Below are 21,839 nucleotides of genomic sequence, written 5' to 3' on the forward strand. Positions count from 1 at the left end.
CTACTTTCCAGGCGTCGCTGAGCCACACCTTGGGCCGCAGCCCTGGCATGGCTTGGCGGCGGGCGCGGGGCATGGCACCAAGCCACAGCGCGTTGTGCACACAAAACATGGTCAACACCAGCCTATATAAAGGTGGGCTCGGCCTGGAACAGCTTTTCCAGCTCGGCCATGTGCTTGCGGTTCACGATGAACAAGATCACATGATCCTCGGCCTCGATCACCGTGTCGTGGTGGGCCATCAGCACCTCATCTCCGCGCACAATCGCACCGATGGTTGCCCCCTTGGGTAAGGGGATTTCTTCTACGGCACGCCCGACCACTTTAGAACTGCGGGAGTCGCCATGAGCCACCGCCTCGATGGCTTCCGCAGCGCCGCGACGGAGGCTATGCACGCGCACCACATCTGCGCGGCGCACATGCGCCAGTAGGGCACTCACGGTGCTCTGCTGAGGCGACACCGCAATATCGATCACATGTCCCTCAACCAAGTCCAAATAAGCCGGGCGGTTGATGAGCGATAGCACTTTCTTGGCGCCCATCCGCTTGGCCAGCATGGCTGAGAGGATGTTGGCCTCATCGTCGTTAGTGACGGCGCAGAACACATCGGTGTTCTCGATGTTTTCATCGAGCAGCAGACCCTCATTGGCCGCGTCCCCCACCAAGACGATGGTGTTGGACAGCCGCTCAGACAAAATACGCGCTCGCGCACGGCTGCGCTCGACCAAACGCACGCGGCAGCGACCTTCCAAAGCTTGGGCTAAGCGCAGACCGATATTGCCGCCACCGGCAATCACCACCCGGCGCACCGGACCATCTTGCGCCCGCAACTCGCCTATCACCTTCCGGATATCTGGACTGGCGGCGACGAAGAACACCTCATCTTCGGCTTCGATGAGCGTATCGCCCTCGGGGATGATGGGCTGCCCGCGGCGGTAAATCGCAGCAACACGGGTATCCACATTGGGGATGTGCTTCGCAATTTCGCGGAGCTCACGCCCCACCAAAGGACCACCGTAATAGGCGCGCACGCCGACCAGCCGAACTCGGCCTTCGGCGAAATCCACGACCTGCAGTGCACCGGGGTACTCGACCAAGCGCACGATGTAGTCGGTGACCAACTGCTCCGGGCTGATTTGCATATCAATGGGCAGAGCTTCATTGCAAAAGAGCATTTGGGCACTGCGCTGATATTCGCTGGCGCGGACTCGGGCGATCTTGGTGGGGGTTTGGAACAAGGTGTAAGCCACCTGACAGGCGACCATGTTGATTTCGTCGCTGTCGGTAACAGCAATCAGCATGTCGGCATCGCGCGCCCCGGCGCGGATCAACACATCAGGATGCGAGGCAAAGCCCTGCACGGTGCGGATATCCAGACGGTCCTGCAGCTCCGCTAGGAGCTGGGCATTGGTATCCACAACGGTGACGTCGTTGTTCTCACGCGCCAGATTATCGGCCAGCGTGGAGCCGACCTGGCCTGCCCCTAAGATGATGATCTTCAAGCCGCTTCAACCTCCCCATTGGTCGGCGGATTGGATGACTCTGCACATTGTCGCAGGCGTGCATAAAAAAAGCCGTCCCAATCACCACCGGGTCGAATACGCCAGCCCGGTGCGACCCATTCCCCGGCCGGCAGCTGCAATGAGTCCGCCTGCACCTGGGGATGCGCGCGCAAGAATGCCTGCACCACATCGACCGTCTCGGCACGCAAAATCGAGCAGCTGGCATAGATGAGCACACCACCCGGTTTGAGCAGGCTCCAAGCATGCTCTAGCAAGGCAGATTGCTGCTTGACCAGCGCGGCAATGTCGGCGGAGCGGCGCAACCAGCGAATATCGGGATGCCGGCGCAGGATGCCCGTAGCACTGCAAGGCACATCCAACAAAATGGCATCCCAGCCACTTTCCTCGAACTGCAGTAAGTCACTGGCCACACAGCGAGCATTGAGCCCCAGGCGCTCCAGCCCTCTTCGCACATCGGCCAGGCGCTGGGCATCACGATCCAGCGCGGTGAGATTCAGCTGCGGCTCCAACTCCAAGAGGTGCGCCGTTTTCCCACCCGGGGCGGCGCAGGCATCCAGGACCTTCATTCCCGGTTGTAAGGGCAATAAGGTCGCGGCTTGTTGGGCGCTGGGGTTTTGTACCGAGACCCAGCCCTGCTCGAAGCCCGGCAGTTGCCGCAGCTCTCCGGGTCGCGGCAAGACCAAGCCAGCCGCGCCTAGCGGGCGCGGGGCTTGCAGGTCTTCAGGCCACTGCTGCAAGTAATCGGCCTGAGTCGTTTTTTGCAGGTTCAGGCGCAGGCCCCAGGGCGGCGTTTGGCGGGAACCTTCAATGACCGCAGGCAGTTGTTCGCCCCAGTCAGCGCTCAAGCGTTGATATAACCATATGGGCAGTCCGGCCTGACGCGCCTGCACGTCTACGGGCTTGCCGGAGTCTGGCGCAGGCAGTTGCCCGCGGCCGGCTTTGCGCAAAATGGCGTTAACCAGCCCACGCAACTTCGCCGGGGCAGCCCCCACGGTCGCGGCGACGGCGGCATGATCTGGGCAGTCGGGGTCCTCCAGCTGCACCAGTCCAACCAGCACCAACTCACGAACCCACGCGGGCTTAGGCGGGCGCTGGAGTGCGGGCTGCACCCGCGCATCGAGCAGGCTGCGCTGCTGCAAGACCTGCGCGGCCATGCGCCTGGCAAAAGCCACATCAGCATTGGAGATCGCCGGCGCCTTATCCCGTGCGTTTTTCAAAGCCTCCGGCAATGCCCGGCCCTGACGCACTTCGGCCAGGGCCAGCGCCGCCAACCGGCGTGCAGCACTCCCCTCAGCCATGCAGACGATCTCCAGCCACCAACTTGCGACTGCGTAGGGCCTCGGCCGCTGGTAGACGCTTACGCCCTGGCCATTGCATTTCAGGCACCCACAGCGCTCCTTCACCGCAGGCAATAAGCGCTCCAGAATCGCAGCAAGGCAGCAAAGTGCCGGCTTCTCCCGGCGCGGTCATCGCTAAGGCTTTAGCGGCGCCAAATAAGCGCAAGCGCTCGCTGCCTAGAGAGAGATAAGCCACCGGCCAGGGGTCGAAGGCACGCACCAAGCGAGCCAGCTCGGACGCGGGCCGCTGCAGGTCTAAGCGAGCCTCCTCTTTACTCAGCTTATGCGCGTAGGTCACACCCTGCTCGGGCTGAGGCCGCGCTTGCAAAGCGCCCCCTTCGAGTTGCGCTAACCACTGTGGCAATGCAGCGCAGGTGCGTTCTACCAACACATCATGCAGCTGGCCGCCGGTCATGTCTGCAGCGATGTCCAGCTCCAAGCGGGCCAGCTCAGGGCCGGTATCCAACCCAGCTTCCATTTGCATTAAGCACACACCGCTGCTGGCATCGCCGGCAGCAATGGCACGCTGAATAGGCGCAGCGCCGCGCCAGCGCGGCAACAAGGAGGCGTGGACATTGACGCAGCCTAGGCGCGGTATATCCAAAACGGCTTGCGGCAGAATCAACCCGTACGCAATCACGACCATCAGGTCGGGCTTCCAATCCGCCACAATGGCCCGGTTGTCCGCGCTTTTGAAGTTCACCGGCGTCGCCACAGGGAGCCCTGCATCGGTCGCGACCTGGCGAACAGGGCTGGGCATGAGCTTGCGCCCCCGCCCCGCGGGCCGGTCAGGCTGGGTCAGAACACCGACGATGTTGACACCTGCGGCGATTAAGGCCCGCAAAGGCGCCGCGGCGAACTCCGGCGTCCCCGCAAAAACCACACGCATAGTGGCGGACTCAGATTGATGGATGCTCAACGGCGTTGTTCGCGTTCGATTTGCTTACGAATCCGATTGCGCTTGAGCTGACTGAGATAGTCGACAAAAAGCTTGCCATCGAGGTGGTCAATTTCATGTTGTATGCAATGCGCCAATAAGCCATCGGCCTCAAACTCAATAGGCTTGCCGTCACGGTCTAGCGCACGCACCCGCACTTCGGTGAAGCGCCGCACCTTCTCTTGGTGCCCAGGCACCGACAAGCATCCTTCTTCTAAGTCACAGGCATTGGTGCCGGTGATGATTTCGGGGTTGATCAACACCAAAGGATCTTCTCGCCCATCACTGACGTCGATCACCGTGAATCGCTCATCAATACCCACCTGCGTCGCAGCCAAGCCTACGCCGGGCGCGGCGTACATGGTGTCGAACATATCGTCGAAGGTTTTGAAATAGCTGCGATCAAAACGGCCCACCGGCTTGGCGACTTGCCGTAGACGGGGGTCGGGGAACTGCAGAATCTTGAGTTGAGCCATAGCGCGCGTTCATGTTTCCCTGACGGCAAAGCTGCTACATTCGCGTCTTGCGAGACAGACAGGTCAGTTAGGGAGTGATGAAATTGAAGGTCCATTTTCGCATGTTGCTGGTCCTGCTGCTGGTTCTAGGCAGTGGCTGGGCGCGGGCCGAGGTCATCACCCTCAACCCCGACGTGCGTGCTGAGTATGTGGTGGAACGTGGCGATACACTTTGGGATATTGCCGATTACTACCTCGCGCACCCCTGGCAATGGCCGCAGCTGTGGCAGGTCAACCCCCAAATTGCTAACCCACACCTCATCTTCCCCGGGGATGTGCTGGTTTTAACCTGGGTAGACGGCCAACCTCGATTAGGTCTACGCCAAGACAGCATTGAACGCCGACTGTCACCGCAGGTGCGCCGCTCGGCGCTCGATACCGCGATTCCACCCATCCCCCTGGATGTCATTGGCGCCTTCCTGCAGGGGCCACGGCTGATTGATCGCCGCTCCTGGGACCAGGCCCCCTACATCCTGGCCTTTGCCGACGAGCGCCTACTGGGGACCATTGGTGTTCCTACCTATGCGCGCGCAGTCAACACCACCGAGGAACGCTATTGGCGCGTGCTGCATCGCGGGCAGACCGTCGTAGACCCCGAAGATGGAAAAACCCTCGGATACGAAGGTATTCCCGTAGGAGAGTTGGAATTACAAGACTTTGAAGACCCTGCCCAGGCCAGACTGGTCAGTGCCGACCGCGAAGTCTTGCGGGGGGACCGGCTCTTCTTAGATGCCGCGCCGCCCTTGCCTGGAAGCTTTATGCCAGCCGCTCCTGACACCGATGTCGCTGGTCGAGTCGCGGCGATTTACGATCAATACACCCAGGCGGGGCAGTTCCAAATCATTGCGATTAACCGCGGTGATGAGGCCGGATTAGAGCCTGGTCACGTGCTACGCCTGCAAATTGCTGGGGCCAAGGTTATTGACCCGACCCGCGCCTTCAAGCCGCGTGTACAACTCCCACCAGTAGACGCCGGCTACGTGATGCTCTTCGATGTGGGGGCCCAGCTCTCCTATGGCTTGATTCTGCAAAGTACGCGCGGGATCAAGCGAGGCGACCTGGTCCGCACCCCACAAATCTGACTCTGGACGCAGACACCCTACAAGCGTGGCTGGGGCTGAATCACTGCCCCACCCCACTGCGCGATCAGGCACGCGAACAACTCAGCAGTGGCCACGCCGCCACCGCCGTGATTCAGGAGCTTCGCCGCCAAGGGCGCGCGCAAAATATTGGCAGCCGCCGTTTTCATGAAGACTGTGAGCACGCCGTCTTGCAGCGCTGCCTGGAGTGGTTAAGCAGTAGCGCCAGCGCTCAATTCATCACCTTCGCGCAAGCGCCGTGGCCCTCTGCGTGGAAGCAGCACACCGACGCGCCCTTTGCCCTCTTCGCCTGTGGTGATACCGACTTGCTACGCATGCCCATGATCGCGATTGTGGGCAGCCGAAACCCCACGCCGCAGGGAGCCAGGCATGCTCGCACCATTGCCAAAACGCTGGCGGGACGGGGCTTGGGCATATGCTCGGGCTTGGCTATGGGCGTCGATGCACAGGCCCATCTGGGGGCCCTCGACGCCAACGGCGCCACGGTGGCTGTATGCGGTCGCGGCCTGGATGACATTTACCCCGCCCGCAATCGCAATTTAGGCCAGCGCATCGCACGTGAGGGCTTACTGCTCAGCGAGTACCTGCCCGGCGAGCCTCCGGAGCGGCATCATTTCCCCGAGCGCAATCGCCTCATCGCCAGCCTAGCGCAGGCCACTGTCGTCGTTGAAGCCACCCCCAACAGCGGCAGCCTGATCACCGCACGTCAGGCCGGCCAGTACGGCAATGAAGTGCTCGCCATCCCAGGCTCGGTAGATAACCCCCTGGCCCGCGGCTGCCATCAACTGATTCGTGAAGGGGCTGTGCTGGTAGAAAATGCCACACACATTCTCGAGGCCGTGCTTCCGGGCCTGCTACAATCCCAAGATGCCGACTCATCCAACGCGCGGCCATTGGCTCACACCAGCGAGGCCGAAGCTCCCGCCGAGCACCGCTTGGTGCTGGATGCCTTGCGCGCCGGCCCCGCCACCATGGACACCTTGGTCGAGGCGACCGGCATGAGTGTTGCCGACCTTTCTTCCATCTTACTGATCCTGGAACTGCAGGGCACCGTGGCATTAGTACCCGGTGGCGGTTATCAGCGAATCAGCTCCTAATCCCTTGATGCAGCCAAATGTACTTGACGCCCTGCTCTACATTTTTGATGTGGTGCTGGACGAAACTCCCGGTGAAGATCTTGCCAGCGACCACATCGAGCAGGCACTGACCGCAGCCGGTTTTCCGCGCAACCTCATCAATACCGCTATTGATTGGCTGATGGACTTGGCGGATTGCGAGGGTCTGCAAGCACCCAGCACAGCTTGGCGCCTGTTTTCTGACGAAGAAGTGCGCCGCTTAGACGCTCCCTGCCGGAACCGCATCCTCGAGCTAGAGCGCCAGGGGATTCTCTCGGCGCAGAATCGTGAGCGAGTAATAGCGCGACTTCTGGCCTTGGACACACCCGTTGTGGGAGCTGATGAAGCCGAATGGGTCAGTCTCATGGTCTTGCAAGCCGATCGCGCATCAGAGAACGAATTCAATGCGCTTGAAGGCTTAGTTTTTGACCCTACCGGGCACTGCTTGCATTAAGCCGCGCGAGGCTAGGGCGCAGCCCATACAGGCCTGCCTGAGACTCGTTGCACCAGCTCCGCCCCGTGAAATTTATGCCTATGGGTCAAGGGCGTAACTTTTTGCGCACGCAGGAAAAATGAAGCAGGGCTGAGCGCGCCGGGCTCCACTGGGTAGGGCTGCTTGCAGGGAATCACCCATGTGGTCGTGGCGAGCACTCCCTTGGGTGGCGAATAGGGCTGGCACAAGTCCTGCAGAGCGACTTCGACGGGCAGTCGCTTTGCAAACGGAGTTGACTTCGCCCCCCAGGTTCAGAGCAAACTGCGCCCCCCACCCCTAGACTGCCGAGGGCATGTCCCAACATCTCGTCATCGTCGAGTCGCCCGCCAAGGGCAAGACCATCAAAAAATATCTGGGCCCGGACTATGAAGTTCTGGCCTCCTACGGCCACGTTCGTGATCTGGTACCCAAAGAGGGTGCTGTCGATCCTGACGCGGGCTTTGCCATGCGCTACGACATCATTGATCGCAACGAAAAGCATGTTGCGAAAATCGTCAGCGCTCTGAAGAAAGCCGACAGCTTGCTGCTGGCCACTGACCCCGATCGCGAAGGGGAAGCCATTGCTTGGCATCTTTTAGAGCTGCTGCGCGAGCGCGGTATGCTGGATGGCCGCGATGTCAAACGCGTGGTCTTCCACGAAATCACCAAGTCTGCTGTGCGCTCGGCCGTGGCTAACCCACGCAGCGTGTCCGATGACTTGGTGAACGCGCAGCAAGCGCGGCGCGCACTGGACTACTTGGTGGGCTTCAACATCTCACCGCTGCTGTGGCGCAAAGTGGCGCCCGGCCTATCGGCGGGTCGCGTGCAAACACCGGCACTGCGTCTTATTGTGGAGCGCGAGGATGAAATCGAAGCCTTCGTTCCGCGCGAATACTGGACCATCGATAGTGCGCTGAGCAAAGACGACCAGCGCTTCATGGCCAAGCTCACCCAACTGCATGGCAACAAGGTGGAGCAATTCAGCATTACGGACGACGCCACAGCTACCCAGGCGCGCCAGGACTTGCTGAAGGCTGCCAATGGTTCGCTGGATGTGGTGGAGGTTAAGAAAAGCCAACGTCGGCGTTTTCCCGCCCCACCCTTCACCACCTCCACCTTGCAGCAGGAGGCCTCGCGCAAACTCGGCTTCGGCGCCAGCCGCACCATGCGTATTGCACAGCAGCTCTACGAAGGTATTGCGGTCAGCGGCGAGACAGTGGGCTTAATCACCTATATGCGGACCGACTCTGTCGCATTGGCTCAGGACGCCCTAGACGAGCTGCGCGGCGTGATCGAACAGCGCTACGGGGCCAAGGCCCTACCGGCTGAGATTCGCCGATTTAAGTCCAAGTCCAAAAACGCGCAGGAAGCGCACGAAGCTATCCGTCCCACCAGCGCCCTGCGCCACCCGGATGAGCTTCGCAACGCCCTGAACCCCGAGCAGCACAAACTGTATTCGCTGATCTGGAAGCGCACGGTTGCCTGTCAAATGGAGGCCGCGGTCTTCGATACCGTCGGCGCAAACTTGGCCGCAGGCCAAGTGGGCGTATTCAGAGCCACGGGCTCGGTATTGGTGAGCCCAGGCTTTATGGCCGTGTATTTGGAAGGCCGTGATGATGACAAAGGCGACGACGATGAGCGTCGACTGCCGCCTTTGGAAGAAGGCCAAAAAGTCTCCTTGGAAGACATACTGGCCGAGCAACACTTCACCGAGCCGCCGCCACGTTACAGCGAAGCCAGCCTAGTGAAGACCTTGGAGGAGTACGACATTGGCCGTCCCTCCACCTACGCCAGCATCATTAGCACGCTGCAAAACCGGGAATATGTGGAAATGGACGGTAAGCGTTTCATTCCCACAGATCGTGGCCGTGTGGTGGCCCACTTCCTCAATGAGAACTTCCACGACTACGTCGCCTATGACTACACCGCAGGCCTGGAAGATGAGCTGGATGCCGTTGCCCGCGGAGAGAAAGACTGGCAATCCCTGCTACAGGGCTTTTGGGATCAGTTCTATCCGCTACCCGATCCTGAGCGTCCAGAGTGGCGCATCATTGGGCAAGACCCAGACAGTGGCAAGAATGTGCGAGCTGGCCTGGGCAAATACGGTCCCTTCGTAATGTTGGGTGACCTCGATGCCGAGGAAAAGCCTAAGTACGCCAGCCTGCGCCCCGGCCAGTCCATTTTCAACATCACTTTAGAGCAGGCCATGCCGCTGTTCTCCCTGCCCCGCGAATTGGGGACCAGCGAGCGCTTCGGTACTCTGAAAGCCAATATTGGCCGCTTTGGGCCCTATGTGCAGTTCAAGCACCCCAAAGAAAAGAAAACGGCATTTGCAAGCATCAAGGAGCCGGACGACCCCTACGAGGTGGACTTCGCGCGAGCCGAAGAAATTGTGGCGGAGAAGGTCGAAGCCGATGCCAAGAAGTTCATTAAAGACTTCGACGATGGCGCCATCCGCGTTTTACATGGTCGCTGGGGGCCATACATTACCGATGGCGATAAAAATGCCAGGGTGCCCAAAGATGTGGAAGCGGAAAGCCTGACCCGCGAGGCCGCCGTGGAGTTGTTGGAAAAAGCTCCAGCACGCAAAGGCCGCGGCCGCAAGACTGCGACGGCGAAAAAGACCACGAAAAAAGCGCCGGCCAAGTCCAAAGCAAAAACCACCACCAAAGCCAAGGCCAGCAGCAAGGCCAAGACCACTAGCAAAAGCTAAGACCGCACTGACAGGACGACCCTATGACCGCAGCTTCATCGCGCCCGTGGCGCTTTAGGGTGCTCAAGACCGCCACGGTTGTCCGCCGTGGCGGCGTGGTTTTGTATCCCACCGAAGGGGTTTGGGGCGTGGGCTGCGACCCCCGTAATACCAAGGCCATTGACCGGCTACTCAAGCTTAAGCGTCGGCCATGGACCAAGGGCATCATCCTACTAGCCCATGATCGAAAGCCACTCAGCCCCTGGGTTGGGAAGCCCACACTGCCTACGCCTCCGCAGGATGGCCGCGCGACGACATGGGTGATACCTACTCGTTTGGGCGTCAGCCCACTGCTGCGCGGCAAGCATCGCTCCTTGGCAGTGCGCATCACCGAGCATGCCCCGGCGCGTGAGTTAGCCGCAGCCTGTGGCGGAGTCATTACCTCGACCAGCGCCAACCTCAGCGGTTTCCCCACCCCACGCAGCCGCTGGGCTGTGCAGCGGCTCTGGCGCGGCCAGGTCGACGGTTTTCTAGCTGCCCCATTAGGCGGGCAAAATCGACCCAGCCGAATATTTGATACCGTCTCGCAGCGGTGGATTCGCGACTAAGGCAGAGGTGACAACAAGGGTCTGAAACTGCAGACTGTTGTGAGCACTTTGGGTCACATTCAAGATGTAAGGGAGTTTCATGCTGTCTGACCGCGCCAATCATGTGGCCCAGACCCTGCGCCAATTACAAGACCTCATTTGTACGCATTTCGAGGCGGTGGAAACCGGGCCTGAAGTGTTCGTAGCGGATGTATGGGAGCGCCCTCAAGGCGGCGGTGGTGAATCCCGCGTTTTGGCACAGGGCCAAAGTTTTGAACAAGGCGGCGTGAACTACTCTTTAGTCCACGGCGATGCCCTACCGCCCGCAGCAACCGTGCGCAAACCGGAGCTTGCCGGGCAGAGTTTTGTGGCCATGGGCGTCTCCGTGGTCATGCACCCGCGCAATCCCTATGCGCCCACCTCACACTGCAACGTGCGCTACTTTGAAGCTGGCGACACTTGGTGGTTTGGGGGCGGCTTCGATCTCACTCCCTACTACGGCTACGCCGAAGACTGCCGGGCATGGCATCAGGCTGCTCAGCGTGCGGCCGGCTCTTACTACCCCGAGTTCAAGCAGGCCTGCGACGAGTACTTTTACCTGCCCCACCGGCAGGAGGCGCGGGGTATAGGCGGCATTTTTTTTGATGATCACAATGCGGGGGGCTTTGAAGCCGGATTGGCGCTCATTCAGACCACCGCCCGCGAGTATGCGCAGGCCTACAGCGCCATTGTCGCCAAGCGCCGTGATACCCCCTACGGCGACGCTGAGCGCGCATTTCAAACCTACCGACGCGGGCGCTACGTGGAATTCAACCTTGTACACGATCGCGGCACCTTATTTGGCTTACAAAGCGGCGGGCGCACCGAGTCTATTCTGATGTCGCTGCCGCCCATGGTGCGCTGGGAATACAACTGGCAGCCGCAGCCTGGCAGTGCCGAAGAACAGCTTTACACCGACTTTTTGCCGCCACGTGATTGGCTGAACGAGACCAACGCATGACCCTGACCGAACTCCGCTACGCCGTCGCTTTGGACGAGACCCGCCACTTCGGTCAGGCAGCGAATCGGTGTTTTGTCAGCCAGCCCACCCTATCTATTGCGATTCGCAAGCTGGAAGACAGACTGGGGGTTACGTTGTTTGAGCGCCACCGAGGGCGCGCCGAAGTCACCCCCGTAGGCCGCCGCATTTTGGATCAAGCGCGCCGCGTCTTGGCCGAGGCCTCTTTGCTCGAGGAAATTGCCGCAGGCGCCGTTGATGAACTCAATGGCCCGCTACGCCTGGGCGCCATCTTCACCGTAGCGCCCTACCTACTCCCCAATCTGGTCCCAGGGCTATCCAAAATTGCTCCGCAGATGCCGCTGGTTATTGAGGAGAACTTCACCGACACCCTCTCCGAGCGCCTGCGCCAGGGCGAGCTTGATGTGATCGTCGTGGCCGAACCATTCTCACCCCCAGGGGTGCGAGTCTGGCCGCTGTATGAGGAGGAGTTTGTCGTGGCCATGTCACCGCGCCACACTCTGGCCGACGAAACCAGTATCGACCCAGTGGAGCTGGCCGAAGAACGTCTGCTGATGCTGGGTCCGGGCCATTGCTTCCGCGACCAAGTCTTAGCCGCTATTCCGGCTGCCAAGTCGCATGCTGAGCTTGGCAACCCCCTCCAAGGCAGCAGCTTGGAGACCATCCGCCATATGGTGGCCAGCGGGCTAGGCGTAACAGTGCTGCCGGCCAGCAGCGTAGACCTGCAATCACAAACCAGCAGCGGGCTGCTGGTGCGCCCCTTCAAAGACCCCGTGCCCCGGCGCCGGATTGTCTTGGCCTGGCGGCGTAGCTACCCGCGCATGCGCGCCATCGAGGCCGTGCGCGAAGCCATTCTGGCCTGCCCGACTCCGGGCGTAGCCTTGCTGCCGGATAACGACCCCAGCGAATAATGCCGCGTCCAGACTCGCCTCAACCCCCTGGCCAGTGCTATCTGGTGGGTGGCGCGGTGCGCGACCGGCTGCTCGGAAGGAGCAGTGCTGACCGCGACTGGGTGGTGGTCGGCAGCACCCAGCCGGCCATGGAACAGGCGGGTTTCAAAGCTGTAGGCCGCGACTTTCCCGTGTTTTTGCAGCCCGGCAGCGGAGAAGAGTTTGCGTTGGCACGAACCGAGCGCCGCCAAGGCCTTGGCCACCGGGGGTTTGTGGTCGACGCCGCGCCTGATGTGAGCCTAGAGGAAGACTTACTCCGCCGCGACCTCACCATCAACGCCTTGGCGGAGGATGCCCAGGGTCAGGTCATCGACCCCTATGGCGGCCTCAAGGACCTTGAGCAACGCGTGTTGCGGCATGTGTCGCCGGCCTTTGCCGAAGACCCTTTACGCATTCTTCGCGTGGCCCGCTTCGCCGCAAAGCTTGGGGAGTTTGGTTTTGTAGTGCACCCGAGCACCCGCATCTTGCTGCGCGAAATGGTGGTGGCCGGACAATTAGAGCAACTCAGCCCGGAAAGAGTCTGGAAAGAACTCTCCGGAGCTTTACTCAGCAATCACCCCCAGCGCTTTTTTGAAGTGTTGCGAGAGGTGGGTGCATTGCGCGTGGTGTTACCCGAGCTAGACGCCCAATTTGGGGTGCCCCAAACCGCCCGCTACCATCCGGAAATTGATGCGGGCATCCACACTCTGATGTGCTTGCAAGCCAGCGCTGCCGCCCAAGACAGCCTGGCAGTACGCTTTGCCGTGTTGTGCCACGACTTTGGCAAAGGCATTACTCCGCGCCCGGTTTGGCCCAGCCATAAAGGCCATGAGTCACGGGGCATTCCCTTAGTCGAGGCTGTCTGCCAGCGACTACGCGTGCCCAAGACCTGCAAAGAGCTCGCCGTGAAGGTCTGCGAATGGCATCTGCATGGCCACCGCGCCGCAGAGCTACGTCCGGCCACCTTGCTCAAGGTTCTGGACGCCCTCGATGTGTGGCGTCGGCCCCAACGGCTGGACGACTTTTTGGCGGCCTGCACAGCTGATGCGCGGGGCCGCACTGGCTATGAGCAGACCGCATACCCGCAAAGCGAGATTTACCGCCAGGCCATGCAGGCTGCCCTGCGCGTCAACACGGGCAGCATCGCCCAAGCCTGCCCGCGCCCTGATCTTATTCCCAAGCATATTCGCGCGGCCCGCACCCAGGCTATTGCCGCCGCGCTACCCGCCCAGAGCTAAGGGCGCACTGGCAGCAGCTTTAGCTAAGGGCACCCTGCGCGAGTAAACCAAAGATCACGCTACCCAGCACCAACCGGTAGGCCACGAAGGGCCAAAAGCCCACGCGGGCAACGAACTTGAGCAGCCCCGCAATACAGATCCAGCCCGATACGAAAGCAACACTCACGCCTACACCCATGGCTGTCCACTCCACGGAAGCGGGGTCTTTAGCCAGCTTCAGGCCTTCATAAGCGCCAGCAATGGCAATAATGGGCACGGCCATCAGGAAAGAAACACGCGCGCTGGCGACCCGATCCAAACCCAACGCCAAACCCGCTGTCATGGTGGCGCCAGAGCGGGAGGTCCCCGGAATGAGTGCCATGGCCTGCGCCAGCCCCAGTAGCGCATAGCCCCACCAGCGCGTATCACCAAGCTGACGATTCCGACGCCCATAGCGATCAGCCAGCCCCAGTAACACGCCAAACAACATCAGATTCGTGGCCACCAAAGCCGGAGAGTCAAACTCCACATCGAGGAGTACCCGCAGCAATGCGCCGAGAATACAGGCCGGCAAGGTGGCGATAATGAGCCCGCGCGCCAGGCCCACCACAGGATCATGATCTGTGGATAGGATGCGCGGAGTGACCTGCAGCAACTGCCACAAGTCGCGCCAGAAATACACCACCACGGCCAGCAAGGTGCCCAAATGAACAGCGACATCGAACGCCAGGGATTGATCAGTCCAGCCCATCAGCCAAGGGGTCAACACCAAGTGCCCGGAGCTGGATACAGGCAAAAACTCGGTTAAGCCCTGAATCAGACCAAGAACGGCCGCCTGCAATGCATCCATGAATACTGAGGACCTTATGGCCAAGCAAAACGCGCATTCTACCCAGGCTCAGGGCTTAGCCATTGTCACCGGTGGCAGCAAACGTCTCGGCGCTGCGATCGTGCGTGAACTTCACGCCGCCGGCTGGGATGTGCTGATCCACGCGCACCGCTCCATTGCTGAGGCGCGCAGCTTGGCCGCGCAGCTCCTCGACCAGCGCCCCAACTCGGCCCGCGTTGTGCAAGCTGACCTTTGTACCGATGGGGTCGCCGGCCCCATCTTCGATGCCGCCTTGGACTGGCATGCGCAGGGCGCTAATGTGCTGGTGAACAATGCCTCCAGCTATTACCCCACCCCTCTGGCAACGATCAGTGCCGCGCAATGGGAGGACTTAAGACGCAGCAACCTGGACGCCCCTCTGTGGCTGAGCCAGGCTTTTGCCGTGCAAGCCCCCAAGCACAGCAACATCATCAACTTGGTGGATGCCATGCTCCCGCATGGGGTGCCTGGATATGCCGCCTATGCAGCTGCCAAAGCCGGATTGGAGAATCTCACCCGCAGCCTGGCCAAAGAACTCGCCCCGCATATACGCGTGAATGGCGTTGCCCCGGGAGCCATCCTTTGGCCCCAGCCGGAGCCACCGCAGGCGGAGCAACAGGCCATCTTGAAGGGCATTCCTTTAGGCCGTGTGGGGCTGCCTGAGGACATTGCTCAAGCCGTCCATTTTCTCGCCAAAGCCCCGTATATCACTGGACATATCCTGGCGGTTGATGGGGGGCGCAGCCTGTAGGCGACCATGGGCGAACAGGCTTGAGAATTGAAGCTGTGGCGGGGGCCGTGTCGCGCGGTAGCTGAGCGCCGGTCTGCTGTCGGACCAGGCCGCGTAGCGGTGACGGACAGGACGTCCGGCACTTGCGAACCCCACGTGATGTGGGGTTTTCGCAAGCCCCGCCAGCTGACCGATTAGCGCGATGCGTGCGCGACACGGTCCCCGTCGCAGCCTCGACCGTAGCTAAGCGGCCGTAGACTCATCCCTCAGAACCCGCTAGTCGGATTCGCTCGAGTTCGGAGAAGCTAGCTGTACGAACTGCTACTAACTCTTGGCAACCAGAGGCGTTAGCGGATCTTCGCGTAACACCCGCCACTCTAGCCAATGCGCCCCTAAACGACGGCCGGTTTGGGGATGCACCCAGTCAGGCTCTAGCTCCGCGCAAGGCCGCAGTACAAAAGCATGTTCCAGCAATTCATCGCGGGGAATGCCAGAACCCTCCTCGATAATGGCGTCGCCGTAGAGCACCACGTCGATATCGAGAGTGCGGCTGGAGAACTTGGGTGCATTGCGGTCCCGTGCGGCCCGGTCTTCAAGCTCTCGGATCACCAACTGCAGCTCGGAGAGTTCCCCTAACCACTCCCCCACGCTGGCGCAGTTCACAAAATCGGGGCCATCGAAGCCCACAGCTGGAGCCTGATACCAGCGCGACGTCCGTAAGCCGCGTAGGCCAGGCAGCTGCTTCAAGGCATCTAAAGCCGCGCGTAAGTTGGTTTGCGGCGCAATATTGGACCCCAAACTCAGCAACACCTTAGGCATAGTCGGCTGCCACCCGCTCAATCATAAGCCCCACACCATTGGCCCCGCGCAAGGCCCCGCTTTTGTCCACGCGCAGCTTCAACCTCGGCAGGTTGAACTCGATGATGAGGGTGCGCGCCACCAACTCCATAATCGACTCCACCAGCTCGTACTCACAGCTGCCCACCAAACTGATGATGCGCTTGGAAACTTGCTTGTAATCCAAAGCGTCCGCCAAATCGTCGCTGGCAGCCGCCGGCCGAATATCGGTTTGCATATCTACGTCGAAGCGCAGTTTTTGCAGTATTTCGCGCTCCCAGGCAAAGGCTCCGATGCGCGTTTGCACTTCTAAACCGCGGATATAAACCCAATCTTGCGCCATGCTTATCCTTTCAAGCTGTCTAGTGGCCAGCGCGCGTGCACGGGAACCGTGTCTGGCGCAACTTGCAGCATCCAGCCACGGCGAGAGGCTAGGTGCGCGATCATGGCGCCATTATCGGTGCATAGCCTCAGTGGCGGGCAGTCCAGGATGGCTCCCATCGGCTGCAACGCCGTCTGCAAGGCCGCGCGCAGGCGTTGGTTAGCTGCCACACCGCCCCCAATGATGAGCCGCTGACAATCGACGGCCTGCAAAGCCCACACGCATTTGCGCACCATGGTGTCGACCACCGCTTCCTCAAAACTCCGCGCCAGTGCAGCGCGGGTGGCCGGCGTGCCATCGTCATGCTTCTCAAAAGCAAGCGCAAAGGCCGTTTTCAGCCCACTGAAGCTAAAGTCCAAACTGCGCGATTTGGTCATGGGCCGTGGCAGCACCACACCATCCAGCCCCTGCTCCGCTTGCGCCGCCAACTTCGCCAAAGCGGCGCCACCCGGATAAGGCAAACCCAACAAGCTGGCGCATTTATCGAAAGCCTCGCCCACCGCATCGTCCAAGGTTTGGCCGAGCAAGGTGTAATGGCCCTCGGCCTGACAATGCACCAACAGGGTATGCCCCCCCGACACCAGCAAGGCGACAAAAGGAAACGGTGGCGGCTCTGCGCTACCCATGTACGGCGCGAGCAAGTGCGCTTCCATGTGGTGCACCGCTAACAGCGGTTTATCCCAGGCCTGGGATAAACCGGCGGCCGCCGAAGCTCCGGCTAATAAAGCACCGACCAAACCAGGGCCAGCGGTGTACGCCACGGCATCGAGTGCATCAGGGCTGAGCTGAGCCTCGTCCAAGGCCTCGGTAATGAGCTGGGGCAGTCGGCGCTGGTGGTCCCGCGCAGCAAGCTCAGGCACAACCCCGCCGTAGGTGGCATGTAAATCCACCTGGGAATACAGCCGCTCAGCAATTAACCCGCGTTCGCGGTGATAGATGGCCACTCCGGTTTCATCACAGGAGGACTCAATTCCCAGCACAGTCAGACTCATAGCAACAGCATGTGTTAAAAGGCGATGTTTTGCATTCGCGGGCTGGCAGTCGTACAATCCGCGCCCCGACCTTCGTCTGGGCCAATTTGGCCCCCAACCCACAAAGATTACATGCCTTCAGTACGCGTTAAAGAAAACGAGCCTTTCGAGGTTGCGCTGCGCCGCTTCAAGCGGTCCTGTGAAAAAGCCGGTGTTGTCACCGATGCCCGTAAGCGGGAATTTTTCGAAAAGCCCAGCCAAGAGCGCAAGCGGAAAAAGGTTGCTGCCGTGAAACGCGCTGCCAAGCGCCTGTCACGGGATGTGACACGCCGCCGGCGGATGTACTAAGGCCATGAGCCTCGGCGTCCGCGGTCAACTCAACGCGGACATCAAGTCCGCCATGAAGGCCCGCGATAGCGAGCGTCTTACGCTGCTACGCACCGTGAGCGCAGCTATTAAGCAGCGGGAAGTGGACGAGCGCATCACGTTGACCGATGCCGATGTTATTGCGCTGATCGATAAGCAGATCAAACAGCGCAAAGACGCCGCCACACAGTACCGGCAAGGCCAAAGAGAAGACTTGGCGGCCGCAGAGGAGCGCGAAATTGACTTGCTCAGCGGTTATCTGCCCCAGCCCCTCAGTGATGCTGAAATCCAGGCGCTCATCGATGCGGCCATGGAACAAACCGGCGCACAAGGGATGCCGGATATGGGCAAGGTGATGGGAGTACTCAAGCCGCAGCTCACTGGGCGCGCGGATTTGGGGCAAGTCTCATCTAAGGTGCGCGCCCACCTCCAGGGCTAGGTCGAGTATCGGCCCGTGAGTATTCCGCAGGCCGTTATCGACGAAATCCTCGCGCGCGTGGATATCGTCGATGTGATTCGCCAGCGCGTACCACTGAAAAAAGCCGGGCGGGAATGGCAGGCCTGTTGCCCTTTTCATAACGAAAAAACCCCCTCCTTCACGGTATCGCCGAAAAAGCAGTTCTACTACTGCTTCGGCTGTCATGCCAGTGGTAACGCGCTGAAGTTCTTGATGGAATTCGAGCGTTTGGAGTTCCGCCCTGCGCTGGAAACGCTGGCCAACATTGCTGGCGTTGACATCCCCGATGATCGCCCGGCCGACAACAAAGCCTTATTGCTACGGCGTGAAGAACGCGACGCCCTAGAGCAGGCTCAGGTGTGGTTTCGGGAGCAGTTTCCGCTTAGCCCTGCTGCGACTTACATGGAGCATCGCGGGGTGAATGCGGCCATGCTGGAACGGTATGGTTTGGGCTACGCGCCAGAGCGACCCAACCTGCACCAGAAGCTTTCTGCCGCTGCTGCCGAACGTGCTGGCCTGTTGCTTAGCCGTGACGATGGCAGCCACTTCGACCGCTTTCGCAATCGGGTCATGTTTCCCATTCGTGACGGTCGCGGGCGCATCGTGGGTTTTGGCGGCCGCACTCTGGGCGATGACAAAGCCAAATACCTCAACTCACCAGAAACCCCACTCTTTCATAAAGGCCGCTTGTTGTACGGCCTGTACGAAGTACGACAGCACTGCCGCGACTTACCTGGTTTTGTGGTGGTGGAGGGGTACATGGATGTCATCAGCCTGGCCCAACACGGCATCGACTATGCCGTAGCCACGCTGGGCACAGCCGCGACAGCCGAGCATATTGAGCAGTTGCTACGCATTCACCCCCGGCTCAACTTCTGCTTTGATGGCGACAAAGCCGGACGCCGCGCCGCGGCCCATGCGCTTGAAGTCGCACTACCATTGGTCCGCGACGGCCACGACATTCGCTTTTTATTTTTGCCCGACGGGCATGATCCAGACACCCTGGTTCGCGAACATGGCCAAACCGGTTTTGAAGCCTTGCTCGAAGGCGCCGAGCCCCTGTCCAAGTATTTCCTGCGCACGCTAGAAACCGGCCTCAACATTGCCACGGTTGAAGGTCGCGCGGCCCTGTCCCAACGTGCCGCCGAAAAGCTCAAGGCCGTGCGCGCCCCGGCCTATAAGGCCGCTCTGGAACAGTTGGTACGGAGTCGCACGCGCATCGACCTTCCCACCCCCGCATCAGCACCCAGTCCCTATCCCGACGACTATGGCCGCTTTGAGCAGCAGGCCCCGCGCAGCCGCCCTCAGCGCCGCTATGAAGACCTCAGCCCACGCAATGATGTGGAGCATGCCTTTGTGCTGTTACTGAACTGGCCAGAAATGGCTCAGCAAATTACCGACATTGAAGCCCTTGCAGAACTCAATGCCCCTGGCGCAGAACTGCTCTCGCGCGTGCTCGACACGCTGCATGAAGAGCCTGACTTGAATTGCGGCGCCCTACTTCAGCGGTTTGCGCATGAGCCTGAGGCGCCACGCTTACATCAGTTGGCGCAGTGGGACCGAGAGATTGGAGCCGAGCCAGCACGCAATGAGCTGCAGGCCATTGTGGGCCGACTACTGGAGCAAGAACGGGATGGTGCGGCCAGAGTTGCGCGAATGACCGAGCTAGCGGCCAAACCGTTTTCCGAGCTCAGCGCAGAAGAACGCCGTGAACTCAAGGAACTTACGCTGGCCAAAGCGAATCTGAACTAGCCCTAGCCGCTGCTGCCCCGTATACTACCGGGTTTACTCAGACTGCGGTTTCTGCACGCCGGACTCGGCGGGCACACCATTTGCGCGGAGCGTATGAGCCAGGAAAAGCAATCTAAACTGAAGTTGTTAATCGCAGAAGGCAAAGAGCGGGGTTACCTGACCTATGCCCAGATTAACGACAATCTTCCCGACGATGTGGTCGACCCTGATCAGATCGAGGAAATCATTGCGCATCTGAATAATCTGGGCATCGCTGTCCATGAGGAAGCTCCAGATGATGAAGCACTGCTGCTGTCGGACTCGGTGGCCGTTGAAGTTGATGACGACGACGAAGACACCGAAGAAACCGTAGCAACACTGGCCGCATTAGACGATCAGTTCGGCCGTACCACCGACCCCGTTCGCATGTACATGCGCGAGATGGGCAGCGTGGAACTGTTGGACCGGCATGGTGAGGTTCGCATCGCCAAGCGCATTGAAGAAGGCTTGGCTGAAGCCATGACCGCACTCTGCGCACACCCTGAAACCGTCGCCATCGTGCTGGAGCAATGGGGTGAGGTTCAAGCTGGCAACCGCCGTTTAGCCGATTTCGTCGTAGGCTTTTTAGACCCGAATTCTGGCGACCCGCTTACGGCTCCAGGCGCCAGCTTGGACGCCGACGCCGAGCCTACAGACACCGCCGCGCAAGCCGACGACACCGCCGACGATGATGACGATGCCGACGGCGATGATGACGCCGACGACAGCGTGGAAGAAGAAACACCGGATTACTCGGTGGACATGGACGATGTCAAAACCGCCATGGAAAGTCTGCAGGTGGGCTTTGATGCCTATATTGCAGCCCTAGAGAAAAACGGCGTTGGTCACAAAAGCACCGTTGCTGCGCTAGAGACGCTGGTATCGCAGTTCATGGGACTGAAGTTCCATGCCAAGCTCATCGACGAAATGATGAGCAACCTGCGCCTGCACATCGAAGGCATTCGCAGCACCGAACGCAACATGATGCGCCGCATCGTTCAAGAATCGGGCATGCCGCGCAAGGACTTCATCAAGCAGTTCCCTGGCAACGCCACCAATGAAGAGTGGCTGGACAAGCTCATCCGCGCCAAGCGCAAATACTCCTCTTCCATCGCCGGCCAGCGCGACGAGATCGTCGAACTCATGGCCAAGCTGCGGCAGATGGAAGCGGACACCTTCATGTCCATTGCCGAAATCAAGGAAGTGAACCGCCGGGTGTCCATTGGTGAGGCCAAAGCCCGCCGCGCCAAGAAGGAAATGGTGGAGGCCAACCTGCGCTTGGTGATCTCCATTGCCAAGAAATACACCAACCGTGGTTTGCAGTTCCTGGATTTGATTCAGGAAGGCAACATCGGCTTGATGAAAGCGGTGGACAAGTTCGAATACCGCCGTGGCTACAAGTTCTCGACCTACGCCACCTGGTGGATTCGCCAGGCCATCACCCGCTCTATTGCCGACCAGGCCCGCACCATCCGGATTCCGGTGCACATGATTGAGACCATCAACAAGCTCAATCGCATCAGCCGCCAAATGCTGCAGGAAATGGGTCGCGAAGCCACACCCGAAGAGCTGGCCAAGCGCATGGAAATGCCCGAGGACAAAGTCCGCAAGGTATTGAAGATCGCCAAAGAGCCGATCTCCATGGAAACCCCCATTGGCGACGACGAAGATTCGCACTTGGGCGACTTCATTGAAGACGCCAACGCCATCGCCCCCGGCGAGGACGCCACCAGCGAATCCCTGCGTGAAACCACGCACGAGATTCTGGCCACCCTCACCCCCCGCGAGGCCAAAGTGCTGCGCATGCGTTTCGGCATCGACCTGAACTCCGACCACACCCTTGAGGAAGTGGGCAAACAGTTCGACGTCACCCGCGAACGCATTCGCCAAATTGAAGCCAAAGCCTTACGCAAGCTGCGTCATCCCTCCCGGGCGACGCACCTCAAGAGCTTCCTCGACGAACTCTAAGGCGACAAAACACAAACCCCGGCTCCATGCCGGGGTTTGCACGACTGCCCT

General features: G+C 60.3%; 21 protein-coding genes. 13 read left to right on the plus strand and 8 right to left on the minus strand.

Features of this window, described 5'->3' with window-relative positions; genetic code table 11:
- Positions 1-122: 122 nt before the first annotated feature.
- Genes trkA through def form a run of 4 tightly spaced genes read right to left on the minus strand, consistent with a single transcriptional unit; the run spans position 123 to position 4,270 of the window.
- Complete coding sequence (gene trkA / locus KI787_09505) at positions 123-1,499, minus strand: Trk system potassium transporter TrkA (protein ID MBV6630189.1); 1,377 nt, start codon at positions 1,497-1,499, stop codon at positions 123-125.
- Positions 1,496-2,818: a 16S rRNA (cytosine(967)-C(5))-methyltransferase RsmB gene (gene rsmB / locus KI787_09510; GenBank protein ID MBV6630190.1), complete on the minus strand. Its 1,323-nt coding sequence runs from the start codon at positions 2,816-2,818 to the stop codon at positions 1,496-1,498. Before rsmB ends, trkA begins: the two co-directional genes overlap by 4 nt.
- Positions 2,811-3,746 (minus strand): methionyl-tRNA formyltransferase, encoded by a 936-nt coding sequence (gene fmt, locus KI787_09515; GenBank protein MBV6630191.1) that lies wholly within the window; start codon positions 3,744-3,746, stop codon positions 2,811-2,813. The genes rsmB and fmt overlap by 8 nt, the downstream gene beginning before the upstream one ends.
- A 26-nt stretch (positions 3,747-3,772) precedes the next feature.
- Positions 3,773-4,270: a peptide deformylase gene (def, locus tag KI787_09520; GenBank protein MBV6630192.1), complete on the minus strand. Its 498-nt coding sequence runs from the start codon at positions 4,268-4,270 to the stop codon at positions 3,773-3,775.
- Between the two features lie 77 nt (positions 4,271-4,347).
- Here def and KI787_09525 point away from each other — a divergent pair, with 77 nt between their 5' ends.
- The 8 genes from KI787_09525 to KI787_09560 all read left to right on the plus strand — a co-directional run bounded on the left by KI787_09525 (position 4,348) and on the right by KI787_09560 (position 13,460).
- The gene (locus tag KI787_09525; GenBank protein MBV6630193.1) at positions 4,348-5,391 is read left to right on the plus strand and encodes a LysM peptidoglycan-binding domain-containing protein; all 1,044 of its coding nucleotides are present in this window, start codon (positions 4,348-4,350) and stop codon (positions 5,389-5,391) included.
- Between the two features lie 107 nt (positions 5,392-5,498).
- The gene (gene dprA / locus KI787_09530; GenBank protein ID MBV6630194.1) at positions 5,499-6,506 is read left to right on the plus strand and encodes a DNA-processing protein DprA; all 1,008 of its coding nucleotides are present in this window, start codon (positions 5,499-5,501) and stop codon (positions 6,504-6,506) included.
- A 7-nt stretch (positions 6,507-6,513) separates the two neighbouring features.
- Positions 6,514-6,978 (plus strand): DUF494 domain-containing protein, encoded by a 465-nt coding sequence (locus KI787_09535; GenBank protein MBV6630195.1) that lies wholly within the window; start codon positions 6,514-6,516, stop codon positions 6,976-6,978.
- A 331-nt stretch (positions 6,979-7,309) separates the two neighbouring features.
- Positions 7,310-9,709 carry a type I DNA topoisomerase gene (gene topA / locus KI787_09540; protein ID MBV6630196.1) on the plus strand — a complete coding sequence of 800 codons (2,400 nt, stop codon included), beginning with the start codon at positions 7,310-7,312 and terminating at the stop codon, positions 9,707-9,709.
- Between the two features lie 23 nt (positions 9,710-9,732).
- The gene (locus KI787_09545) at positions 9,733-10,296 is read left to right on the plus strand and encodes an L-threonylcarbamoyladenylate synthase (GenBank protein MBV6630197.1); all 564 of its coding nucleotides are present in this window, start codon (positions 9,733-9,735) and stop codon (positions 10,294-10,296) included.
- A 79-nt stretch (positions 10,297-10,375) separates the two neighbouring features.
- Positions 10,376-11,275 carry an oxygen-dependent coproporphyrinogen oxidase gene (gene hemF, locus KI787_09550; protein ID MBV6630198.1) on the plus strand — a complete coding sequence of 300 codons (900 nt, stop codon included), beginning with the start codon at positions 10,376-10,378 and terminating at the stop codon, positions 11,273-11,275.
- Positions 11,272-12,204 (plus strand): hydrogen peroxide-inducible genes activator, encoded by a 933-nt coding sequence (locus KI787_09555; protein ID MBV6630199.1) that lies wholly within the window; start codon positions 11,272-11,274, stop codon positions 12,202-12,204. Before hemF ends, KI787_09555 begins: the two co-directional genes overlap by 4 nt.
- Positions 12,204-13,460 carry a multifunctional CCA addition/repair protein gene (locus tag KI787_09560; GenBank protein ID MBV6630200.1) on the plus strand — a complete coding sequence of 419 codons (1,257 nt, stop codon included), beginning with the start codon at positions 12,204-12,206 and terminating at the stop codon, positions 13,458-13,460. Before KI787_09555 ends, KI787_09560 begins: the two co-directional genes overlap by 1 nt.
- A gap of 19 nt (positions 13,461-13,479) precedes the next feature.
- Here KI787_09560 and KI787_09565 read toward each other — a convergent pair whose 3' ends face one another.
- Positions 13,480-14,289, minus strand: coding sequence for an undecaprenyl-diphosphate phosphatase (locus KI787_09565; protein MBV6630201.1), 810 nt, complete (start codon positions 14,287-14,289; stop codon positions 13,480-13,482).
- Here KI787_09565 and KI787_09570 point away from each other — a divergent pair.
- Entirely contained in the window at positions 14,288-15,058 is a 771-nt protein-coding gene (locus KI787_09570; protein MBV6630202.1) for an SDR family oxidoreductase, read from the plus strand. The two genes, KI787_09565 and KI787_09570, sit on opposite strands and share 2 nt — an antisense overlap.
- Positions 15,059-15,361: 303 nt before the next feature.
- Here KI787_09570 and folK read toward each other — a convergent pair whose 3' ends face one another.
- The 3 genes from folK to tsaD are packed head-to-tail and all read right to left on the minus strand — an operon-like array spanning position 15,362 to position 17,248.
- Positions 15,362-15,856 carry a 2-amino-4-hydroxy-6-hydroxymethyldihydropteridine diphosphokinase gene (gene folK, locus KI787_09575; GenBank protein MBV6630203.1) on the minus strand — a complete coding sequence of 165 codons (495 nt, stop codon included), beginning with the start codon at positions 15,854-15,856 and terminating at the stop codon, positions 15,362-15,364.
- Positions 15,849-16,217, minus strand: a complete 369-nt coding sequence (locus tag KI787_09580) for a dihydroneopterin aldolase (GenBank protein MBV6630204.1) — start codon at positions 16,215-16,217, stop codon at positions 15,849-15,851. The genes folK and KI787_09580 overlap by 8 nt, the downstream gene beginning before the upstream one ends.
- Before the next feature lie 2 nt (positions 16,218-16,219).
- Positions 16,220-17,248 carry a tRNA (adenosine(37)-N6)-threonylcarbamoyltransferase complex transferase subunit TsaD gene (tsaD, locus tag KI787_09585; protein MBV6630205.1) on the minus strand — a complete coding sequence of 343 codons (1,029 nt, stop codon included), beginning with the start codon at positions 17,246-17,248 and terminating at the stop codon, positions 16,220-16,222.
- Positions 17,249-17,359: 111 nt separating this feature from the next.
- Between tsaD and rpsU the strand changes: the two genes are divergently transcribed.
- The 4 genes from rpsU (at position 17,360) to rpoD (ending at position 21,788) form a co-directional block, all read left to right on the plus strand.
- A complete protein-coding gene (gene rpsU / locus KI787_09590) occupies positions 17,360-17,575 on the plus strand; it encodes a 30S ribosomal protein S21 (protein ID MBV6630206.1) in 216 nt (71 codons plus the stop codon).
- A 4-nt stretch (positions 17,576-17,579) separates the two neighbouring features.
- Positions 17,580-18,032 (plus strand): GatB/YqeY domain-containing protein, encoded by a 453-nt coding sequence (locus KI787_09595; GenBank protein ID MBV6630207.1) that lies wholly within the window; start codon positions 17,580-17,582, stop codon positions 18,030-18,032.
- A 15-nt stretch (positions 18,033-18,047) separates the two neighbouring features.
- Positions 18,048-19,802 carry a DNA primase gene (gene dnaG / locus KI787_09600; protein MBV6630208.1) on the plus strand — a complete coding sequence of 585 codons (1,755 nt, stop codon included), beginning with the start codon at positions 18,048-18,050 and terminating at the stop codon, positions 19,800-19,802.
- 93 nt (positions 19,803-19,895) lie between these two features.
- The gene (rpoD, locus tag KI787_09605; GenBank protein MBV6630209.1) at positions 19,896-21,788 is read left to right on the plus strand and encodes an RNA polymerase sigma factor RpoD; all 1,893 of its coding nucleotides are present in this window, start codon (positions 19,896-19,898) and stop codon (positions 21,786-21,788) included.
- Positions 21,789-21,839: the final 51 nt, after the last annotated feature.

The organism is Oceanococcus sp. HetDA_MAG_MS8 (assembly GCA_019192445.1).
Classification (GTDB): Bacteria; Pseudomonadota; Gammaproteobacteria; order Nevskiales; family Oceanococcaceae; genus MS8.